The organism is Arsukibacterium sp., from assembly GCF_033721375.1.
In the GTDB taxonomy this organism is placed as follows: domain Bacteria; phylum Pseudomonadota; class Gammaproteobacteria; order Enterobacterales; family Alteromonadaceae; genus Alishewanella.
On sequence record NZ_JAWWAP010000001.1, the window covers coordinates 494,930 to 510,435 of the forward strand.

A 15,506-nucleotide genomic window follows, 5' to 3' on the forward strand; every position below is an offset into this window, starting at 1 on the left:
GACTTTATCGACCTTATAAATTAAATGTAAGGACATTACGCCGGTTCTATTTTAATTACAACGGGTTATCGGTTTAGCTGACTGAAATGCTGCAGTTACTTCTGCTGCAGCAATACTTTTAACTTTTGCTTTAGTGCTGCCAGTGGTAACCATAATGGATATTGCGATTGCTTCATCGGTTACTCCGTAGGGCAATTTTATCAGCCTTGTTAATCCGCAATAAAATCAACACAAGCTTACTAAAAAGTGGGTTTATCTGCGCTGAAGCCTGGTTGTTCCCCGCCCGCTTCCGGGGTTTTAGTTAGCTGAGCCCGGTGCTGTGGCAGATAGCCCGGATAATTCTGCTGAATAAAACGAATCATCCCTTCGCGCACATAACACCGTAAATTCCAGAGGGTGCTGGAGTTTTTAGCGCTCACCAGAAATCGGATTTGCATTGCTTTTTCACCTGTTTCGACCACCTGAACTGACTGGGTTACCCCATTCCAATCGCGTGTTGCCTCCAGCAGCCGGCCAAACTCTTCGCGCAGTGCATCAACAGGAATACCATAATCTACCCAAATCAGCGCGCTGCCTGTCTGATCTGAAGTATTTCGCGACCAGTTCTGAAACGGATTTTCAATAAACCATTGCAGTGGCACTATCAGCCGCCGCAAATCCCATACCCTTAGCACCACATAAGTAGCAGTGACTTCTTCCACCCAGCACCATTCGCCCTGAACATACATCGCATCATCAATCCTAAATGGCTGGGTAATCGCAATCTGCATTCCTGCCAGCAGGTTGCTCAGGACCGGGCGGGCAGCAAAGCCGAGAATAATACCGCCAATACCGGCTGAAGCCAGCAAGCTGGAGCCGATAGTGCTGACGTTTTCGAAGGTCATTAGCGCAGCACCAAAGCCCACCAGCACAATGACAATATTTAAACCACGGACAAAAAATCGGGTTTGTGTTTCAACCTTACGGGCGTGTTTCCATTCGTTTTCAAAGGCGGGGTTCAGCATCACGATGACATCGCCAATGGCTGAGGTAAAACTGACTGCGGTCCAGGATAACGAGATGATCAACAGCAGCTTTGTGATGTGCAGAATAGGCGCCAGCAATGGTAGATCTTCCGGCACCGTATTTAGCACACTATACAGCGCTAACAGAATTAACGTAGTACCAAGCGCGCGGGCCGAGGCATTAAAAAAGATACGGGTAGCAGAATCAGGCCTGAACAGGCGGGCAATTAAAAATACCAGTCCTTTATAAAAGATAAAGGCCGCTGACATAGCAAGTGACGCCTGGATCGCTGCACTCGCCCACTGCACCAGACCTTCCCTGATCAATTGCTCCATACGCTGGCCCGCCAAATCGTCATCAGTTGCCTGATAATCTAGCAGATAACCACTACATAGCAATCTGACAATGCTATGCTGAGTGTCAACTGCCAAGGCTGGCAACATAGCAATAATTAACCTGAGGAGAGCTGATGATGCGCGCTATTTACTGTGGCTTACTGTTGCTGGCACTTGCCGGCTGTGGCAAAAACGAAGTGGGCGATGTATCGCTGGGGGTATTTACTACTAAGGATATAAAGCTGGATGCGGTGGTCGATCCGGTAGTTACCGGCGTCACCTGCCATGTTTCCAGTATTGAGGCTAACCTGGATTTTTCCGACCCGTCAGACAGCTCGATCGCCTGTCGCCAGACCGGCCCTATCACTGCACAAATGATTGCGCAGATAGATAAAAGCAAAAACGGTGATGTACTGTTTACCAAATCCAAAAGCATCTTTTTTAAAACCATGAAAATTCGCCGCATTTACGACGCCGACAACCAGACCCTGATGTATGTGTCCTACTCCACCAAGGAAACCTCAGGCAGCTTTAAACACAGCCTGTCGACAGTGCCACTTTGGGGTACCGAAGCCTATAACGCAGCGAAGCTACAGCAATAACAGCGCTGAGTAAGAATGCTATTAGGGTAAATTAGCAATATTCATTGAACTGCAAAGCATCACATAACCGTATTGATGTCTAGCGAGCTTAACCACTAAACATCAAACCTGATGTCGGGTTCAGTAGCGATTTATGATCACAGGGTACAATGCCGTCAACTTAATCTTGGTTTCGCTGACTGGAGGAGACTGGAGTGTTGCTAAAAAAAAAGCTGTTATTGCTGGCGACGTTATTGCCGAGCGTCTTGATGCCAGCGGTAGCGCTGGATCCTAAGCAGTACCAGCTTGACTCTCTGCAATGGGTGATTAACGCCGCGCCACCATTTCATATTGTAGATGGTCCTTTTGCTGGCCAGGGCATTTGTGATGTGCTGACCGATGTTATTGATCAACATTTACCAGAACTTGCCAGTAACCGTCTTGTGTTGCCTCAATCACGCATCCGCAAGCAGTTCCAACGCAAAGAAAACCAATGTTTTCCCTGCATGATTTATCGCCCTGTCCCGGGCGATACCATTCAAAGCGAACCCACTCACTTTTACTATCCACACGGCATTATCACCACCCCGGAAAAGGCGCGTTTAATTGAGGCACGGCATGGTAATCCGGTTCGGCTTGCCAGTTTAATTAGCGACCGTACTTTTCGCTTTGGTTATCCCGACGGCCGTCATTACCCTGCAGTACAAAATATTTTAGATAACGCACTACAGAACGACATCAGCCGGATTGCTCACACCGGAGAGAACGCAACAGTCGCTATTCTGGCGATGATTAAGAAGGGGCGGATTGACTACACCCTTGAGTATCAAATTCTGCATAATTTAGATAAAGCTGAAAACCCTTCTGACGATTTGGTATTTTTGCAGGTTGCCGAAAACCAGGGTCAGCATGTGCTGGGCGCTATTGGTTGTACCAACTCAGAATGGGGCCGGGCGGCGATTGAAAAGATAAATCAGGTACTGCCACTGGTTCGCCAGCACCCGGCATTTTTGCAAGTGCTGACGCTCTGGTTTAATGATGATCCAGAATCTGGTCCCTACCTTGAATTATTACGGGAGCATGTCTGGCAAGCTACTGACTGAGCCGCCAGCTGCAAAACTAATATTATACAGTTGTGCTGTTTGCTTTATTTTTCTGCTGCCATTTCAAGTGCATCAAACATCCGGCCAATAATCCGATACAGGTTTTGCTGATCAAATTCGTACTCCGTTTCGGTTTGAACGCGATGCACAAAAACCAGATCAGAGCCCGGGTATACCCCAAGCATGTGAATGCCAACACCAGTATGATAAAAGGCCTGGTTGGGCCGTTTATCGTTAGCATTAATCACATTCCACAGCAGGCCATAGCCAAAGTCCATGTATCGGTTGGTAACAGAATAAGAGGTGGTGCTTTGCTCTATCCACTCGCGCGACAAAATACGTTGGCCATTCCAGACACCGAAGTTTTCATACAGCTGGCCGTAAAGCGCCATATCATAAGCCGACATCCGGAAATGATAGGCCGGGAATGCTGATTTTTCAGGCTCATACTGATAAAAGCCATCTACTGTCAGCGTGGCAATGTCAGTATCGTTATCGATGGTCGTATAGCTGCCGTTATAGTCCCGCATACCCAGGGGGTCAGCGATTTCCCGCTTAAAGGCGGCATAAATTGATTCGCCGGCCAGTTTTTCAAAAATGGCACCGGCCACATTAAAATCCCAGTTGTTATATACATATTGTTCACCGGGCTTAAATTGGCCACGCGACGGCATGGCTGCCAGCATACCCGCTGAAGTGGCCGTCGCAGGCAGATAGATCCCGGAGCGGGATTGCAGCAACTGACGAAGCGTCGCCCCTTTTTCGATTGCTGTCAGGGGGGTGACATCATCAATATTCAGCTCAGCCAGGGTGGCATCAAGGTTAATAACACCGCGCTCAACATAAATACCGTACAGAGAGTTCAGCATGGCTTTGCGGATAGAATGAATAGTATGCTTCTGATGAATATCGCCATATTTGAAAACCACTTCACCGGAGCGCATCAACACCATCGACGAGGTGCCGGTCGTTTTAACAAACTCAGTTAACTGGTTAAGTTTATTGCGGTTAAACGCTGCGTTGCTGTCATAGCAAACCGGATGTTTAATGGCGTGAACGGCCCGCTTCAGAATATCCTGCTGCGCCCGGGCATTGGCGTCAGGCTGACCGCCCAGTACCAGCGTTTGGCCGTTAATAAGGGTGGCTTCGGTTAAATTAGCAGGCAGCCCCGGGGTAATCACATGGCCAGCCGCAGGGTAAATAACGGACGTCACCCTTGATTGCGGGCCCGATTGTTTAAGCTCAGCGGCAATGGCCTCTGCCATTTGCGCAGAAGGCCAAAGCTGGTCATCGGCGCCGGCAAAAAGTAATAGTTCAGTCTGAACCGAACTGACCGCTATCTTTGCGGCAACTGCATCGGGGTGCTGTAAATCCTGCCTGAAATACTCACGGCCAATAAAGCGTTTGGCCGAATAATCGGGCTGAGAATGGCGCGGTACATAATTCAGCGGCTGCCCATTTAGCGTCCAGGCGGCAGCATTACTGTCCTGGACGGCTCCCCAGACGTGTGAGCTGGGCGAAACGGCCATTACCGGGCCGTAGCCATCAAAGTTGGCACCAAGCAGCAACGCAAGTTCCGCCCCCCGGGAGCTGCCGATAATCGCCACTTTCTGACACTGATTGCGACTTAGCTGCGCAGATGCGTCAATGTATTGCAAGGCAGCGTCAAAATATTCCAGCGGAATACGGTTCAGCGTTTCTGGCAATCCGGGCATACCAAAATAGCCGACAGCCAGAGCGGCAACCCCCTGCTCCGCAAAGGCCTGAGCGGCAGTGGTTGCGCTATTCAGCCCGCCATCTGAACCACCGACCACAATCACGGTAGGCAGCGCCGTGCCGGGGTTTTCAGGCATAATTAACATTGCCTGCAGATCCGGTTGATCGATGCGTTGCACCTGCAAATGATCAGGATAACCGGGTTCACCGCAGCCGGTTAACAGCAGGCTGACGGCGACTGCTCCTGAGAATAAGCGCTTAAGGTCCATGGTGTTTTCTCTCTTTTTTTGGCTTATTAAACCCCAGCAAGCTGGCAGATTCAAATGGAGAGTGTAAACAAATGTTAGCCAAAACAAAGGACTAAGCGCCTGGCTATGGCATAGCCTGCCAACCGCGACGCTAACAAAACCAACGCTTTTAAATAAAAACAGTACCTTTAAATAAAAATTGTGCCTTTAAGATAAAGCACGGCAAAACCTGATACTAACACCCGGTCATTGCTGATGCTGCAATACAAGGTGCCGCCGCGCGCTGATGCCTGGTACGCCACTAATTCTGTTTTAGCCAGCTGCTGCGCCCAGTAAGGCGCCAGCCCGGCATGAATAGAGCCAGTTACCGGATCTTCATCACCACCGTTCGCCGGCCAGAAATAGCGGGAAATAAAATCATACTTATCTGTGTTGCTGGTGGCACTGGCTTTAGCGCTAACCACCACATCATAAGGCGCTAACTGCTTTAACTGCTCAGAGCGATAGCTCAGTTTTTTAACCTCCTGCTCCGATGCCATTATCGCAAAATAGGCCTGGCGGTTTTTTAAAACCTTAATCGGTGTTACTGATAAACCGGCCAGTAAGGCCTCCGGCACCTGCTCAACAAGTTGCGGGCACTGGTTGGGAAAGCTCATCTCAATTCTGCCGTCGCTATGCTGCTTAACAAACAAAGAGCCCACTTCCCGGGTGACAAACTCAATTTCCCCCTGCCCGGCCAAATGCTGAAATATCACATAGGAAGCCGCCAGGGTGGCGTGGCCACAAAAGTCGATTTCGGTTAACGGCGAAAACCAGCGGATCTGATATTGATTAGCAGCTGAAGCAACGATAAAGGCGGTTTCGGAAAGATTATTCTCAGCGGCAATATTTTGCATTAGCTCAGGCGCCAGCCAATCTTGTAATGGCACCACCGCGGCAGAGTTACCTTTAAACTGCTGTTTGGTAAAGGCATCAACAATATAAATATCTACTTCCAAGCCAGACTCCTTAGGTTTACCGTGCTAGTAACAGGTATTGCAGGTTATTGTAGTGGCAGCTTCAGGCACTGTCATCGGCTAAATCAATAGAGGATAGAACCTCTTTTGAAGGAGCCGGGGAGTGTCTGAGCCCTGCCGCAAGGCTGCGGGCGAGTTGCCCCGGCGAGTGAGGAAGAGTGTTGTGTCCGGCATGCTAACGGCCAACAAAACTTCCATTAAATATAAGCGGTGCCTTTTAGATACAGCACCGCAAAACCTGACACTAACACCCGCTCGTTGCTAATGCTGCAAAATAAGATGTCACATTTTAAAAGCGCAATCCCTACCCTCCAGCTATCGGGAGCGCAAGCATGTGCCTGTGAGGATCTTGTCGGCCGTGCAGCACGCGAATAATTTCAACCTGGTTGGTGATAACCCGGTAAAACAAAATATGGCTTTGAATGGGTAAGCATCTGATATGAGGTAGCAGTTCTGGACGTTCGACGCCGATTAGCGGTTGCTCTGTTAGCAACCAAAGCTGATGTTTAATGGCCAGCAGGTAGCTGTCTGATTGGGCTTGCCCCCACTGCCGAAGTCCGTATTGATAGATATCTTTCAAGTCATTTTTAGCCGCAGGCGCAATAACGAGCATGTAAGCAGGCATATGTTTAGCCTTTTATATCAGTAAACAGCGCATCCAGTGCTGCCCTTGATTCAATTGCAATACCTTCGCCACGGTCCAGTTGATCAGTACCCACTGTCAATTGCTCGCGCAGCTGAGCCAGTTTTACTTCATGGATCCAGTCTTCGTGAGTATCCATAAAACGCAAGGCTTCGCGGATAACTTCGCTGGCGTTATTGTATAAGCCACTCTCAACTTTGGCTTTAATGCGAGACTCTAATTCGGGCGTCAGGGATACATGCATGATGGCCTCCAAGGGTAAGCACTAGTATCCGTCATGCTAGGCTTGGCGACAAAGATTGTCAATTTTTGTAGTTTACGAGGTTGACGAAAAACGGGGTTCCAGCCGCTCTCTTTCAGGTATGGATTTAACTAATAGAGGATAGAACCTAAAAAGGGCTGGCGCAGTGGCCGTGGTGCGGCTCGTCGGTTACCGGATGTTCAAAATAGATATCACTGGCATGCAGTAATAATCGGTCTGCCAGCTGTTGGCTGCTGGCACTATGGTATAAATCACACCCCAGAATGGGGTGGCCGATGCTCAGGCTATGAATACGCAGCTGATGGGTGCGGCCGCTAAGCGGGGTAAATTGCACCAGGCTGCGCTTTGGATCGCTGAACCGGTTTAATACTTTAAACTGGCTGGTCGCGGCTTTGCCAGTGCGCTGGCAAATTTTTACCCGCGGAAACTGGCTGTTATCTTTGGCAATCGGCGCGTTTATCACCCCTTCATCCGCCCTCACCCAACCTTCTAACATCGCAGTGTAATGCTTTTGGACGGTGCCATCCTGAAACTGTTTATTAAGCTTAGCGGTGGCATCTGGGGTCAGCGCAACCACCATAATGCCCGAGGTACCAAAGTCTAAGCGGTGCGGTAATCTGGCATGGGGAAACGATGGACTGACAGCAGGCTGGCCATTTACTAAACGGCCATTTACCAAACGGCCATTCACTAACCGAAAGTGCACCGAATCAAGGTTAAGCGGGTTTTTACCCGATAAGCTCAGCAGGCCTGCCGGCTTATTGATCAGTAATATCGCCTCGTCCTGATATAAAACATCCACAGCTTCATGGCAGGCCGGTGCAATAAAGGTATCAATAATATCCAAAAGCCCTCCGCTTCAGCCTTTTGTATCGCTAAACAGCGCAGCTTGCATATAACGCGCGTGCTCACCCTGATAGCTGCTCAGAGCGTGCTCTGCGCTACCGGTTAGCTTAGTAACTACCCTGAAACCTTGTCGCTGCCAGTAAGGTACCGAGCCCTGCACGGCTACCAGGGCCAGTTTCATCAGGCCCTGGCTTAATGCATGCTGCTGAGCGGTAGCAAGCAAGCGGCTGGCCAGCCCCAGCCCACGCGCTGCCGGGTTTACGGCCATATCATGCAGGTATAGCAGCTCAGGCATAGCATTTAATGTAAAAGCCGACGCCAACGGCGTAATCTGGCCATTGATTGACGGATAACTAAATAAATAAGCTAATAACTGGCCGTTAACGTTTTCAGCCAGCCAGCAACTGTCGGCAGCGACACTTAAACGTTGCTGCAATAGTGCCGGGCTTTCATATAAGGCGTCGCTGTAGCAGCTATCCTGTAGTGCCACGACTGCCATAATATCTGCCGGTTTAATTAATCGGACTGTTATTGTCATTGTCATTGTCGGTGTCGGTGTCATTTTCTTAGCGCGGCAAAACCTGTTAAACGCTACCCGCTGTTTCTATCACTAAAATCCGAGCTTCGCCCACCGGATGAGCGACATGCTCACAGCCAATACCAGCATAAAAAATATCACCGGCAGCTAACCGGCTAACCTGTTCGTTGCCATCCTGGCGGTAATGCATATCTACCATGCCATCAAGCACCACAAATACTTCTTCACCATCATTGATATGCCATTTATAAGGCTGATTTGTCCAGTGCAAGCGGGTGGTAATGCCATTCATACTGGCGATATCCAGCGCGCCCCAGGCGCGGCTGGCGCTAAAGTCTTTACTGCGAATAATTTTCACGCTGGCTCCGTTTTCTATAAACGCGTTCGTATAACAAGTCGGCACAATTGCAGGCAAGGGCTCATGAACCAACACTGTGTTTCAACCGTCAAGTAAGTATTCAAAAGAACGTTTCTATCAAAGCGAGGCTTTCTGCTCTACCCAGTGCAACAGTGCATCTAAAACCGGACACAATGCCCGCCCCCACTATCAAACAAATGAGACAAAAAGCTCAAAAATGCTTAGTTAAAGAAGACCCCGTCCCCACCCTCAGCTTGTAAACGTCAATGTTTTTGGGAGTAACAGTAATAAGTACTATGTTCTAATGTACACAATACAGGGGATAACAATAAATGAAGGAGTTGAACCTTCGAGGTATGCCCCTACACCTCACCGTAGTACAACTTAACCCAGTTGACGGGAAACATTCGCCCGAATACAAACTTACCGTACTTCTTTAATCAATCAAGTTTTCAGTCCAGTTTAATGCTTGTATTCTGACGTCAAGTTCACGGAACTGTTTGGCATAGTCATCAGCCTGCTTCTGAACACTCTTTACGTCCACAGCAGGCATAAACTTGATCTCTAGCTTTTTATAACGATCTTGAGAAACAGTAGCTTGTTTGGCTAGCTCTCTGTAGAGATCTCGCAAAGAGGCCAGCTGCTCTCGCTCGGCCAAGATGTCAGCCATCGTATTATTCTGGTCAAACGTCAAAATATTATTTGTTTTATTTATTTTTTTCACCAGAACAACAAGCTCTTTCGAAGCCTGATCTAATTCTAAGAGTAGCTCATTTGGATCTTCAGCTGGTTTCTCATCAACTTGAATCTTTGCATTCCTTAATATCCGTTCTTTTAGCTGATTTACCTTTCTCTGCAAATCGGCTCTTATACTTAATGCTTCTGCAAGTTTCAAATTTAACTCCCTTAAAGCTAACACGTCTCAGAGTCAGGTTTGTTTGTTACTTTTTCAATTGGAAAATAATACAGAACCTGTCCCACTCATTTATGCTTCAGGCATCAATAGCCGTTACCCCGTCATCAGTTTTAATTAACGCAATACGGTATCCGTTAAAACGGATATTTAAAATGGTTTTCATTGCGTAGATACCAAAGAACATGCCAATAAGCACACCAATAAGATTCAATTGTAGTCCGTATTCGCTAAGCGAAAAGCCTACCATTGCTGAGACCATTCCAATAAAAAACCCCACGCATAAAGCTGCAGGAATAGCCCAGATAAACATCCGCCAGAACCAGCTCCACCATACTTTTATTGCCAATTTCCATGTTACTGTTATTTCTTCCATTGTAAGTACACCTTTTATGCTTGGGTTAATGTCGTTCTTATAGGGTTAAACGTATAGTGCCATGAATTAGTAATGCTTTAATTAATCACAACCAGTCAAACCTGCCCGGTATTATATCGATGGTAAAGAGCAATACTATAGATAAACACGGAAAAAGAGAGCAGGAAAAAGGGGCGGAAAAAAATAAAGATGACCTAAGTTAACTCCATGCATCTCAATACCTTGCAGGATAATGGCGATAATTAACTCCGACCACTGATTCAAAAAGAAAGGCCCGCCCCTAATATTTCATACAAAGCCATATTGCTTTAAAGCCGCTTGCGGATCCGCTTTAAAAGCGCACAGCATATCAGTCATCTCGGTAATGGATGCGGGGGCCGGATCGGCAAACTGCTCCTCGTCGCCATTTTGGTACATTGCACTAAAGCCGTCATCTAAACTGCCACTGACCTCAACCCTGCTGGAATCGGCAAATACCAATGTTACATAGCTAATCTCTTGCCAGTACAGTTCAGCCATTAATTCAGAAATGATTGCAGCAGTAGGCGCAGCACTAATTAACTCGTTTTCGCCGTCTTTACCAGGCCATAAATGTAACCCAGCCTGCAATAATTCATCGTCATAGGCACTTCCCTGCAGGCCCATATCGACTTCTCTGCCATTAATCATCTCAATGCCACGTTGCCTTTTGTCTTCGACCATATGAGTCAGGATAAGAAATACAAAATAACAAAGCGTTGTTAGCCCTGCTATCCACAGAAACAAGTGTAAAGCACTGTTCATCACATACCCTGCTTACTGGTTTTTACCTGAAGCAGAGTTTACATCAGTATCTTGATATAAATAGCATTATTCTGATTAGCAAAACGCAAGACCCGACCCTGCAGCTCGGATCCCGCAGCTCATAGAGGTAAGTCCGGTAGCAAATAGCATCGCGTGGTTTCAAGCATGAATATATTCGTACATTATTTGTACTGTTGCCGTTTATCCTTTAAGGTTAACTTACAAAAAATAATGAGCAGGACGCATGACATTATTTACTGAGCTAAAACGCCGTAATGTATTCAAGGTTGCCAGTGTTTATCTGGTTACCTGCTGGATTATCCTGCAAATTGTTGCGGTTATTTCGCCCGCCTTACATCTGCCTACTCTATTTAGCACCATTACCACCGTCATTCTGGCCATTGCCTTGCCGTTTGTCTGTATTTTTGCCTGGGCCTTTGAACTGACACCTGAGGGGCTTAAACGCACTCATGAGGTGGATATTAACGAGTCTATTCGTAAGCAAACCGGCAGTAAAATTAATTATATTTTAGCCGCCGCGTTAGCGCTGGCATTGGCGTTTATCTTTTACCAAAACTGGTTTGTCAGTTCAGCCGATGAAAGTTGAGCGCTCTATTGCCGTATTACCGTTTGAAGATATGAGTCGGGATAATTCCCAGGGTTATTTTGGTGATGGCATTGCCGAAGAAATCCTTAATTCTTTAGCGCGTTTAAATCAGTTGGTGGTGATAGCACGTACCTCTTCGTTTAACTTTAAAGGCAGCCAAACTGATATTCGCAAAATCGGCGAACTACTTAATGTTAACTATGTACTCGAAGGCAGCGTGCGCAAAGATAAAGACAAAGTACGGATTACCGCGCAGTTAATTGAAGTTGCCACTGGCGCACATATCTGGTCACAAACCTATGATCGTGAACTCACCAGTATTTTTGACCTGCAAGATGAGCTGACCTTTGCCATTACCCAGGCACTCAAACTGAATCTGTTACCCGAGCAGGTTGAACATGAAGCCGGGATGACCACCAATCCCGACGCCTATGAGTTATTTATTCAGGGGCGGGAGCTGGCTTATCAGCGCACCTCAGAGTCATTAGAGCAAGCCGCTGACTTATTGCAACAAGCCATTAAACTCGATCCGCAGTTTTCTCTGGCTAAGGCGCAACTGTATATGGTGTATACCTTTGCCTTAGACTATGGTGGTTTTACCGACGCATTGCGTCAGGCAGAGACAGAACGCTTGTTTTGGGAGCTATTGGCGGCACCAGACTTTCCACTTAAAACGCTGGTAATGGCAAAGCACGCTGAGAACAACATTAAGCTAGAGGTTAGTCAGGTGCTTTTTCAACAAGCTTATGCACAAGCCCCTAACGACCCGCTCATTCAAAATATCAGTACGTTAAGGCTGGATAATTACCAGGATATGATTCTGCGCCGGGAGCAGATACTGAAAACCAATCCGCAAAGTCAGGTCAATATGTCCAACCTGGTGTATTTGTACTTAGTAACGGAACAGCCAGCTAAAGCTCAGGCATTGTTATCAAGAATGGAACGGCTATTTCCCGACAGCTCACTGAACTTCGTCAGCAACCTTTATTTTAGTTACGCCTACCAACAGGATATTGAAGCGACCTTAGCCCTGGTTAGCGGCTACCGCGGCGAGCCAGTTGCAGACTATAGAAGGGCAAAATCTGCAGTTAATATCCTGACCGGCAATACCGATACCGCGCTGGATTATATGGCAGCAGAGTTACGCCAGTCACCGGATTATGCAGAACAATTTTATAACGCCTTTTTACTACTATTGGATTTAGATATGCGAGGCAAACTCAACGAACAACAACACCTGCGCTATCAACAATTACCGGTTAGTGAATCTACAAAAACCGAATTACTGACATACTACAAGCTGCTGTTAGGCGACGAAACCTTGTATGAACAACAGCAGCAGTTGGCAGGCCTAAGCGCAGAGGAGTTTATGCAACGCGTTGATCTTAATCGCAGTGAGCCTTATGACTACGCAGCCGTTAAAAAACGCAAAGGCGACGACAGTTATGTACTGGCACTGCAAACTAACCTTGCTAATGCAAATTCCCTATGCCAACAAACCCAAAATAAGCTTGGCTGGTGGTGTGCAGGGTTGATGTATTTCAAAAGCGATATTTCTCTACAGCAAACCCAGAATATGTTTAAGCGCCAACCAATGCTGGACACATTCACCATAGGAATTGAGAAGTTTATCTTAAGCTCGCCCGCCTTTTACGGAATGAGCCAACACCCTGAGTTTGAGCCGCTTGCCAATGAATTTTTAGACAACACCTTTAGAAAATGGAACCCGGATTTAGTGCCGGAAAAAGCCATTAAGCAATAGAGACAACTAATCAGAGTGTGCGACATTGTAATTTACGCGTATCGGATTCTGGTCTTGTTTCTTGCCTTTGGGGATTGGCAAAAGGCAAGACCTGTCCCTGCTACTTTGCCTGCTACTTAATAACCCTACTCGTCCAGAAACCGACGTTTTACAACGCTAATTTATCTAACTCAGCTTTAAGGTACTGTGCCAGCTCAAGCATGGCAAATTGCCCCGCCTTTGCCTCAGCGTCTGAATTGTAATTGGTATTGGTGTTCACATCATAGGCATAGCTGTTGCCGTCGGCATCCTGAATGGCCTCGATACCCGCAACCTGAATGGCATTCGCTGCCAAAAACCTTTCATACTGTTCAATAAACGCCGGGCGGTAGTCTTGCAGTATTTCAAATTTAGCCTTGGGCTTAGTGGAGGTTTCGTCAGTTGGGCAGAACATGTCACCAATTGAACAGGCATCAGCCGGGCATAGTTCGAAGCCTTCAGAGGTATCAACCTTAACCGCATACAAAAACTTGCCGCCAATGAACTCATGCCGGATGATAAAGGGTTCGGTTGCCTTAATATATTGTTGAATAAGGGTAATGCCATCAACCGGCGCATCAAAATTGGGCCCGTCGAGATAGTCTTGCAGTGCCTGTACTGAGTGAAATAATTGCACACCCTGGCCTTTGCCCGCACGATTATGCTTAGTGATAAATGAGCTGATGCCAAGCGAGTTTGCCGCTTCAATAATATGTTTTTTACCTACTGCGGCAATGGTTTTTGGCGTCGCTATACCTGCTTTTTCTAAGGCTAAGTATTGATGTACTTTGCTGATCTCCAGACTTAATGCACGACTGCCGTTTATTACTTTACGGCCATGATATTCCAACCAGGCGATAACCGCGCCAGCCAGTTCAGGGGCAAACCGGTGATCCCGGGTGTGGGACGATGCACTGATACGATTATAAAAAACGCCTTGTGGTGGCTCAGCCGATAAATCGATTGAGCCCTCATCTAAGTGCCATAACTCATAAGGGTAATTCAGTTCATCAAGTCTGTTTTGTAAATGAACTGTCCAGTCATTGTTTTCATGCAGCACGTAAATCTTGCTCATTGTCTGTAGCCCTTAATTACCAGGTGTATGGTGTTGTTGGTTTGTCGCCGATGGGTGAAGTATACCCAGCAACCCTCATTCTAAAGCGCACTATCTGCGCTTCGCCAGCCAATGAAACATCGCGGCAATAAAGTATGCGGGCAAGGTGACACTCTGTGTCAACCAAAACGGGGGGTCAGCCGCTCTCTTTTAAGTATCGACTTAATCAATAGTGGATAGAACCTCTTTTAAACGAACAGGGGAATGTCTGAGCCTGCCGCAGGCAACGGGCGCGCTTGTGTTAAGTGATATCAGCTATTTGTTGTACACCGCTTTGATAGAAATTTCGCTTACATTCGTCTCAACCCAATCGCTTTTATCTTTAAAAGAAATGGTAATGCGGTCACTATCCCGCTTGGCCGCCAGCATGGCAGAACCAGCTCTGTCCGCTGTTGAATAAATTTCAAACCCAGCCTGTTCCAGCGCATCACGATAAAAAGCGATAGTGTCCTGGCGTGATGCTTTCGTGCCGAACCTTGCTATCCATTCCTCTCTGTCACCAGCACCGCTATCATAGGCATCATTAATAGCCAATCTCGCATTAGGGGGTTTGGGTATGCCAAATGGCACAATAACGTCGGCGGCGCTAACAGCACCAATAGTTAATGTTGCAACGCAGGTAAGTATCAGCAATATGCATTTCATTTGTCTCTCCTTGTTTTATCCAAACGAGGTTGCTACTGCTTGTTATTTCCCCGTAACCCTTCTATAGCTTATTTCTATCGCCGAGTACACATCTTGAGTCCAAACTGGAGCGCCATGCGGAACGGTTAGCCTTGCCAGACGGGGATCGCTTGGCGATATAATTAGAACCTGTTTAAAAGGCACGTAAGAGATAGCGTTTTTATAGCTTAAACTCTCTGATTTGTATGTGGTTTCCGTCTGGATCTGAAATATTGCAGACGCTAAATACGGGATTTGACCACTCCCCCGCTAGCGCTTCGCCACCCAACTTTTCAACCCGACCTCTTGCTTCTTCGAGGCTCTCTACCGTGAGAAATATTTTTACTGTATTGAAGTGGTGTTCAGGAATCTCAATTGGTGGTGTGTGGATCACAATATTGAAATCACTATCGCCAACACTGATAAAATCATCGGTTTCTCTTAGCAAGGTCAGGTTAAACATACCAGTATAGAAATCAGACAATCTCTTTATATTGTTTGAGTAAACTATAACTCCGCTTTTCTGTGGTCCGCTCATATCGTTCCTATCTGCGCGATAACGCTCAGCGTAGCCGCGCTGGCAAACAACCGTTTGTAGTAAAAAAGTTTACCTTACCGA

General features: G+C 47.1%; 18 protein-coding genes. 4 read left to right on the plus strand and 14 right to left on the minus strand.

From position 1 onward, the window contains the following. Positions 1-239: 239 nt before the first annotated feature. Complete coding sequence (locus tag R3187_RS02295; protein ID WP_318965079.1) at positions 240-1,448, minus strand: mechanosensitive ion channel family protein; 1,209 nt, start codon at positions 1,446-1,448, stop codon at positions 240-242. 26 nt (positions 1,449-1,474) lie between these two features. Between R3187_RS02295 and R3187_RS02300 the strand changes: the two genes are divergently transcribed. Both R3187_RS02300 and R3187_RS02305 read left to right on the plus strand, forming a co-directional pair. After that, the gene (locus R3187_RS02300) at positions 1,475-1,942 is read left to right on the plus strand and encodes a CreA family protein (protein ID WP_318965080.1); all 468 of its coding nucleotides are present in this window, start codon (positions 1,475-1,477) and stop codon (positions 1,940-1,942) included. Positions 1,943-2,136: 194 nt separating this feature from the next. Continuing rightward, a complete protein-coding gene (locus R3187_RS02305) occupies positions 2,137-3,024 on the plus strand; it encodes a hypothetical protein (protein WP_318965081.1) in 888 nt (295 codons plus the stop codon). A gap of 44 nt (positions 3,025-3,068) precedes the next feature. Here the strand turns inward: R3187_RS02305 and R3187_RS02310 are convergent, their stop codons facing one another. From R3187_RS02310 to R3187_RS02355, 10 genes are all read right to left on the minus strand, one after another. Continuing rightward, a complete protein-coding gene (locus R3187_RS02310; protein ID WP_318965082.1) occupies positions 3,069-5,009 on the minus strand; it encodes a serine hydrolase in 1,941 nt (646 codons plus the stop codon). A gap of 167 nt (positions 5,010-5,176) precedes the next feature. Further along, positions 5,177-5,986, minus strand: coding sequence for a PhzF family phenazine biosynthesis protein (locus R3187_RS02315; protein WP_318965083.1), 810 nt, complete (start codon positions 5,984-5,986; stop codon positions 5,177-5,179). 322 nt (positions 5,987-6,308) lie between these two features. Then, positions 6,309-6,629 carry a type II toxin-antitoxin system RelE/ParE family toxin gene (locus R3187_RS02320; protein ID WP_318965084.1) on the minus strand — a complete coding sequence of 107 codons (321 nt, stop codon included), beginning with the start codon at positions 6,627-6,629 and terminating at the stop codon, positions 6,309-6,311. Between the two features lie 4 nt (positions 6,630-6,633). Then, complete coding sequence (locus tag R3187_RS02325) at positions 6,634-6,891, minus strand: type II toxin-antitoxin system ParD family antitoxin (RefSeq protein WP_318965085.1); 258 nt, start codon at positions 6,889-6,891, stop codon at positions 6,634-6,636. 145 nt (positions 6,892-7,036) lie between these two features. Next, the gene (locus tag R3187_RS02330; RefSeq protein ID WP_318965086.1) at positions 7,037-7,756 is read right to left on the minus strand and encodes an RluA family pseudouridine synthase; all 720 of its coding nucleotides are present in this window, start codon (positions 7,754-7,756) and stop codon (positions 7,037-7,039) included. A 12-nt stretch (positions 7,757-7,768) separates the two neighbouring features. After that, on the minus strand, positions 7,769-8,293 hold the full coding sequence (locus tag R3187_RS02335; protein WP_318965087.1) for a GNAT family N-acetyltransferase: 525 nt from the start codon (positions 8,291-8,293) through the stop codon (positions 7,769-7,771). Positions 8,294-8,339: 46 nt separating this feature from the next. Then, a complete protein-coding gene (locus R3187_RS02340) occupies positions 8,340-8,651 on the minus strand; it encodes a hypothetical protein (protein ID WP_318965088.1) in 312 nt (103 codons plus the stop codon). Between the two features lie 436 nt (positions 8,652-9,087). Next, positions 9,088-9,546 carry a DIP1984 family protein gene (locus R3187_RS02345; protein ID WP_318965089.1) on the minus strand — a complete coding sequence of 153 codons (459 nt, stop codon included), beginning with the start codon at positions 9,544-9,546 and terminating at the stop codon, positions 9,088-9,090. Positions 9,547-9,643: 97 nt separating this feature from the next. Further along, positions 9,644-9,940 carry a hypothetical protein gene (locus R3187_RS02350; protein ID WP_318965090.1) on the minus strand — a complete coding sequence of 99 codons (297 nt, stop codon included), beginning with the start codon at positions 9,938-9,940 and terminating at the stop codon, positions 9,644-9,646. Between the two features lie 288 nt (positions 9,941-10,228). Further along, entirely contained in the window at positions 10,229-10,723 is a 495-nt protein-coding gene (locus R3187_RS02355; protein WP_318965091.1) for a hypothetical protein, read from the minus strand. 244 nt (positions 10,724-10,967) lie between these two features. Between R3187_RS02355 and R3187_RS02360 the strand changes: the two genes are divergently transcribed. Further along, positions 10,968-11,330, plus strand: coding sequence for a hypothetical protein (locus R3187_RS02360; protein WP_318965092.1), 363 nt, complete (start codon positions 10,968-10,970; stop codon positions 11,328-11,330). Then, positions 11,320-13,092, plus strand: a complete 1,773-nt coding sequence (locus R3187_RS02365; protein ID WP_318965093.1) for a hypothetical protein — start codon at positions 11,320-11,322, stop codon at positions 13,090-13,092. Before R3187_RS02360 ends, R3187_RS02365 begins: the two co-directional genes overlap by 11 nt. A 148-nt stretch (positions 13,093-13,240) precedes the next feature. Here the strand turns inward: R3187_RS02365 and R3187_RS02370 are convergent, their stop codons facing one another. The 3 genes from R3187_RS02370 to R3187_RS02380 all read right to left on the minus strand — a co-directional run bounded on the left by R3187_RS02370 (position 13,241) and on the right by R3187_RS02380 (position 15,425). Then, positions 13,241-14,185, minus strand: a complete 945-nt coding sequence (locus R3187_RS02370; RefSeq protein WP_318965094.1) for an alpha-L-glutamate ligase — start codon at positions 14,183-14,185, stop codon at positions 13,241-13,243. A gap of 294 nt (positions 14,186-14,479) precedes the next feature. Beyond that, positions 14,480-14,869, minus strand: coding sequence for a hypothetical protein (locus tag R3187_RS02375; protein ID WP_318965095.1), 390 nt, complete (start codon positions 14,867-14,869; stop codon positions 14,480-14,482). A gap of 199 nt (positions 14,870-15,068) precedes the next feature. Continuing rightward, positions 15,069-15,425: a VOC family protein gene (locus R3187_RS02380; RefSeq protein WP_318965096.1), complete on the minus strand. Its 357-nt coding sequence runs from the start codon at positions 15,423-15,425 to the stop codon at positions 15,069-15,071. Between the last annotated feature and the right edge of the window lie 81 nt (positions 15,426-15,506).

Bases quoted from the DNA above. Each gene is read 5' to 3' on its own strand.
- R3187_RS02365 (WP_318965093.1), top strand. From the start codon at position 11,320: ATGAAAGTTGAGCGCTCTATTGCCGTATTACCGTTTGAAGATATGAGT.
- R3187_RS02350 (WP_318965090.1), bottom strand. From the start codon at position 9,940: ATGGAAGAAATAACAGTAACATGGAAATTGGCAATAAAAGTATGGTGG.
- R3187_RS02300 (WP_318965080.1), top strand. From the start codon at position 1,475: ATGATGCGCGCTATTTACTGTGGCTTACTGTTGCTGGCACTTGCCGGC.
- R3187_RS02320 (WP_318965084.1), bottom strand. From the start codon at position 6,629: ATGCCTGCTTACATGCTCGTTATTGCGCCTGCGGCTAAAAATGACTTG.
- R3187_RS02355 (WP_318965091.1), bottom strand. From the start codon at position 10,723: ATGAACAGTGCTTTACACTTGTTTCTGTGGATAGCAGGGCTAACAACG.
- R3187_RS02310 (WP_318965082.1), bottom strand. From the start codon at position 5,009: ATGGACCTTAAGCGCTTATTCTCAGGAGCAGTCGCCGTCAGCCTGCTG.
- R3187_RS02370 (WP_318965094.1), bottom strand. From the start codon at position 14,185: ATGAGCAAGATTTACGTGCTGCATGAAAACAATGACTGGACAGTTCAT.
- R3187_RS02380 (WP_318965096.1), bottom strand. From the start codon at position 15,425: ATGAGCGGACCACAGAAAAGCGGAGTTATAGTTTACTCAAACAATATA.
- R3187_RS02295 (WP_318965079.1), bottom strand. From the start codon at position 1,448: ATGTTGCCAGCCTTGGCAGTTGACACTCAGCATAGCATTGTCAGATTG.
- R3187_RS02375 (WP_318965095.1), bottom strand. From the start codon at position 14,869: ATGAAATGCATATTGCTGATACTTACCTGCGTTGCAACATTAACTATT.
- R3187_RS02325 (WP_318965085.1), bottom strand. From the start codon at position 6,891: ATGCATGTATCCCTGACGCCCGAATTAGAGTCTCGCATTAAAGCCAAA.
- R3187_RS02360 (WP_318965092.1), top strand. From the start codon at position 10,968: ATGACATTATTTACTGAGCTAAAACGCCGTAATGTATTCAAGGTTGCC.
- R3187_RS02335 (WP_318965087.1), bottom strand. From the start codon at position 8,293: ATGACAATAACAGTCCGATTAATTAAACCGGCAGATATTATGGCAGTC.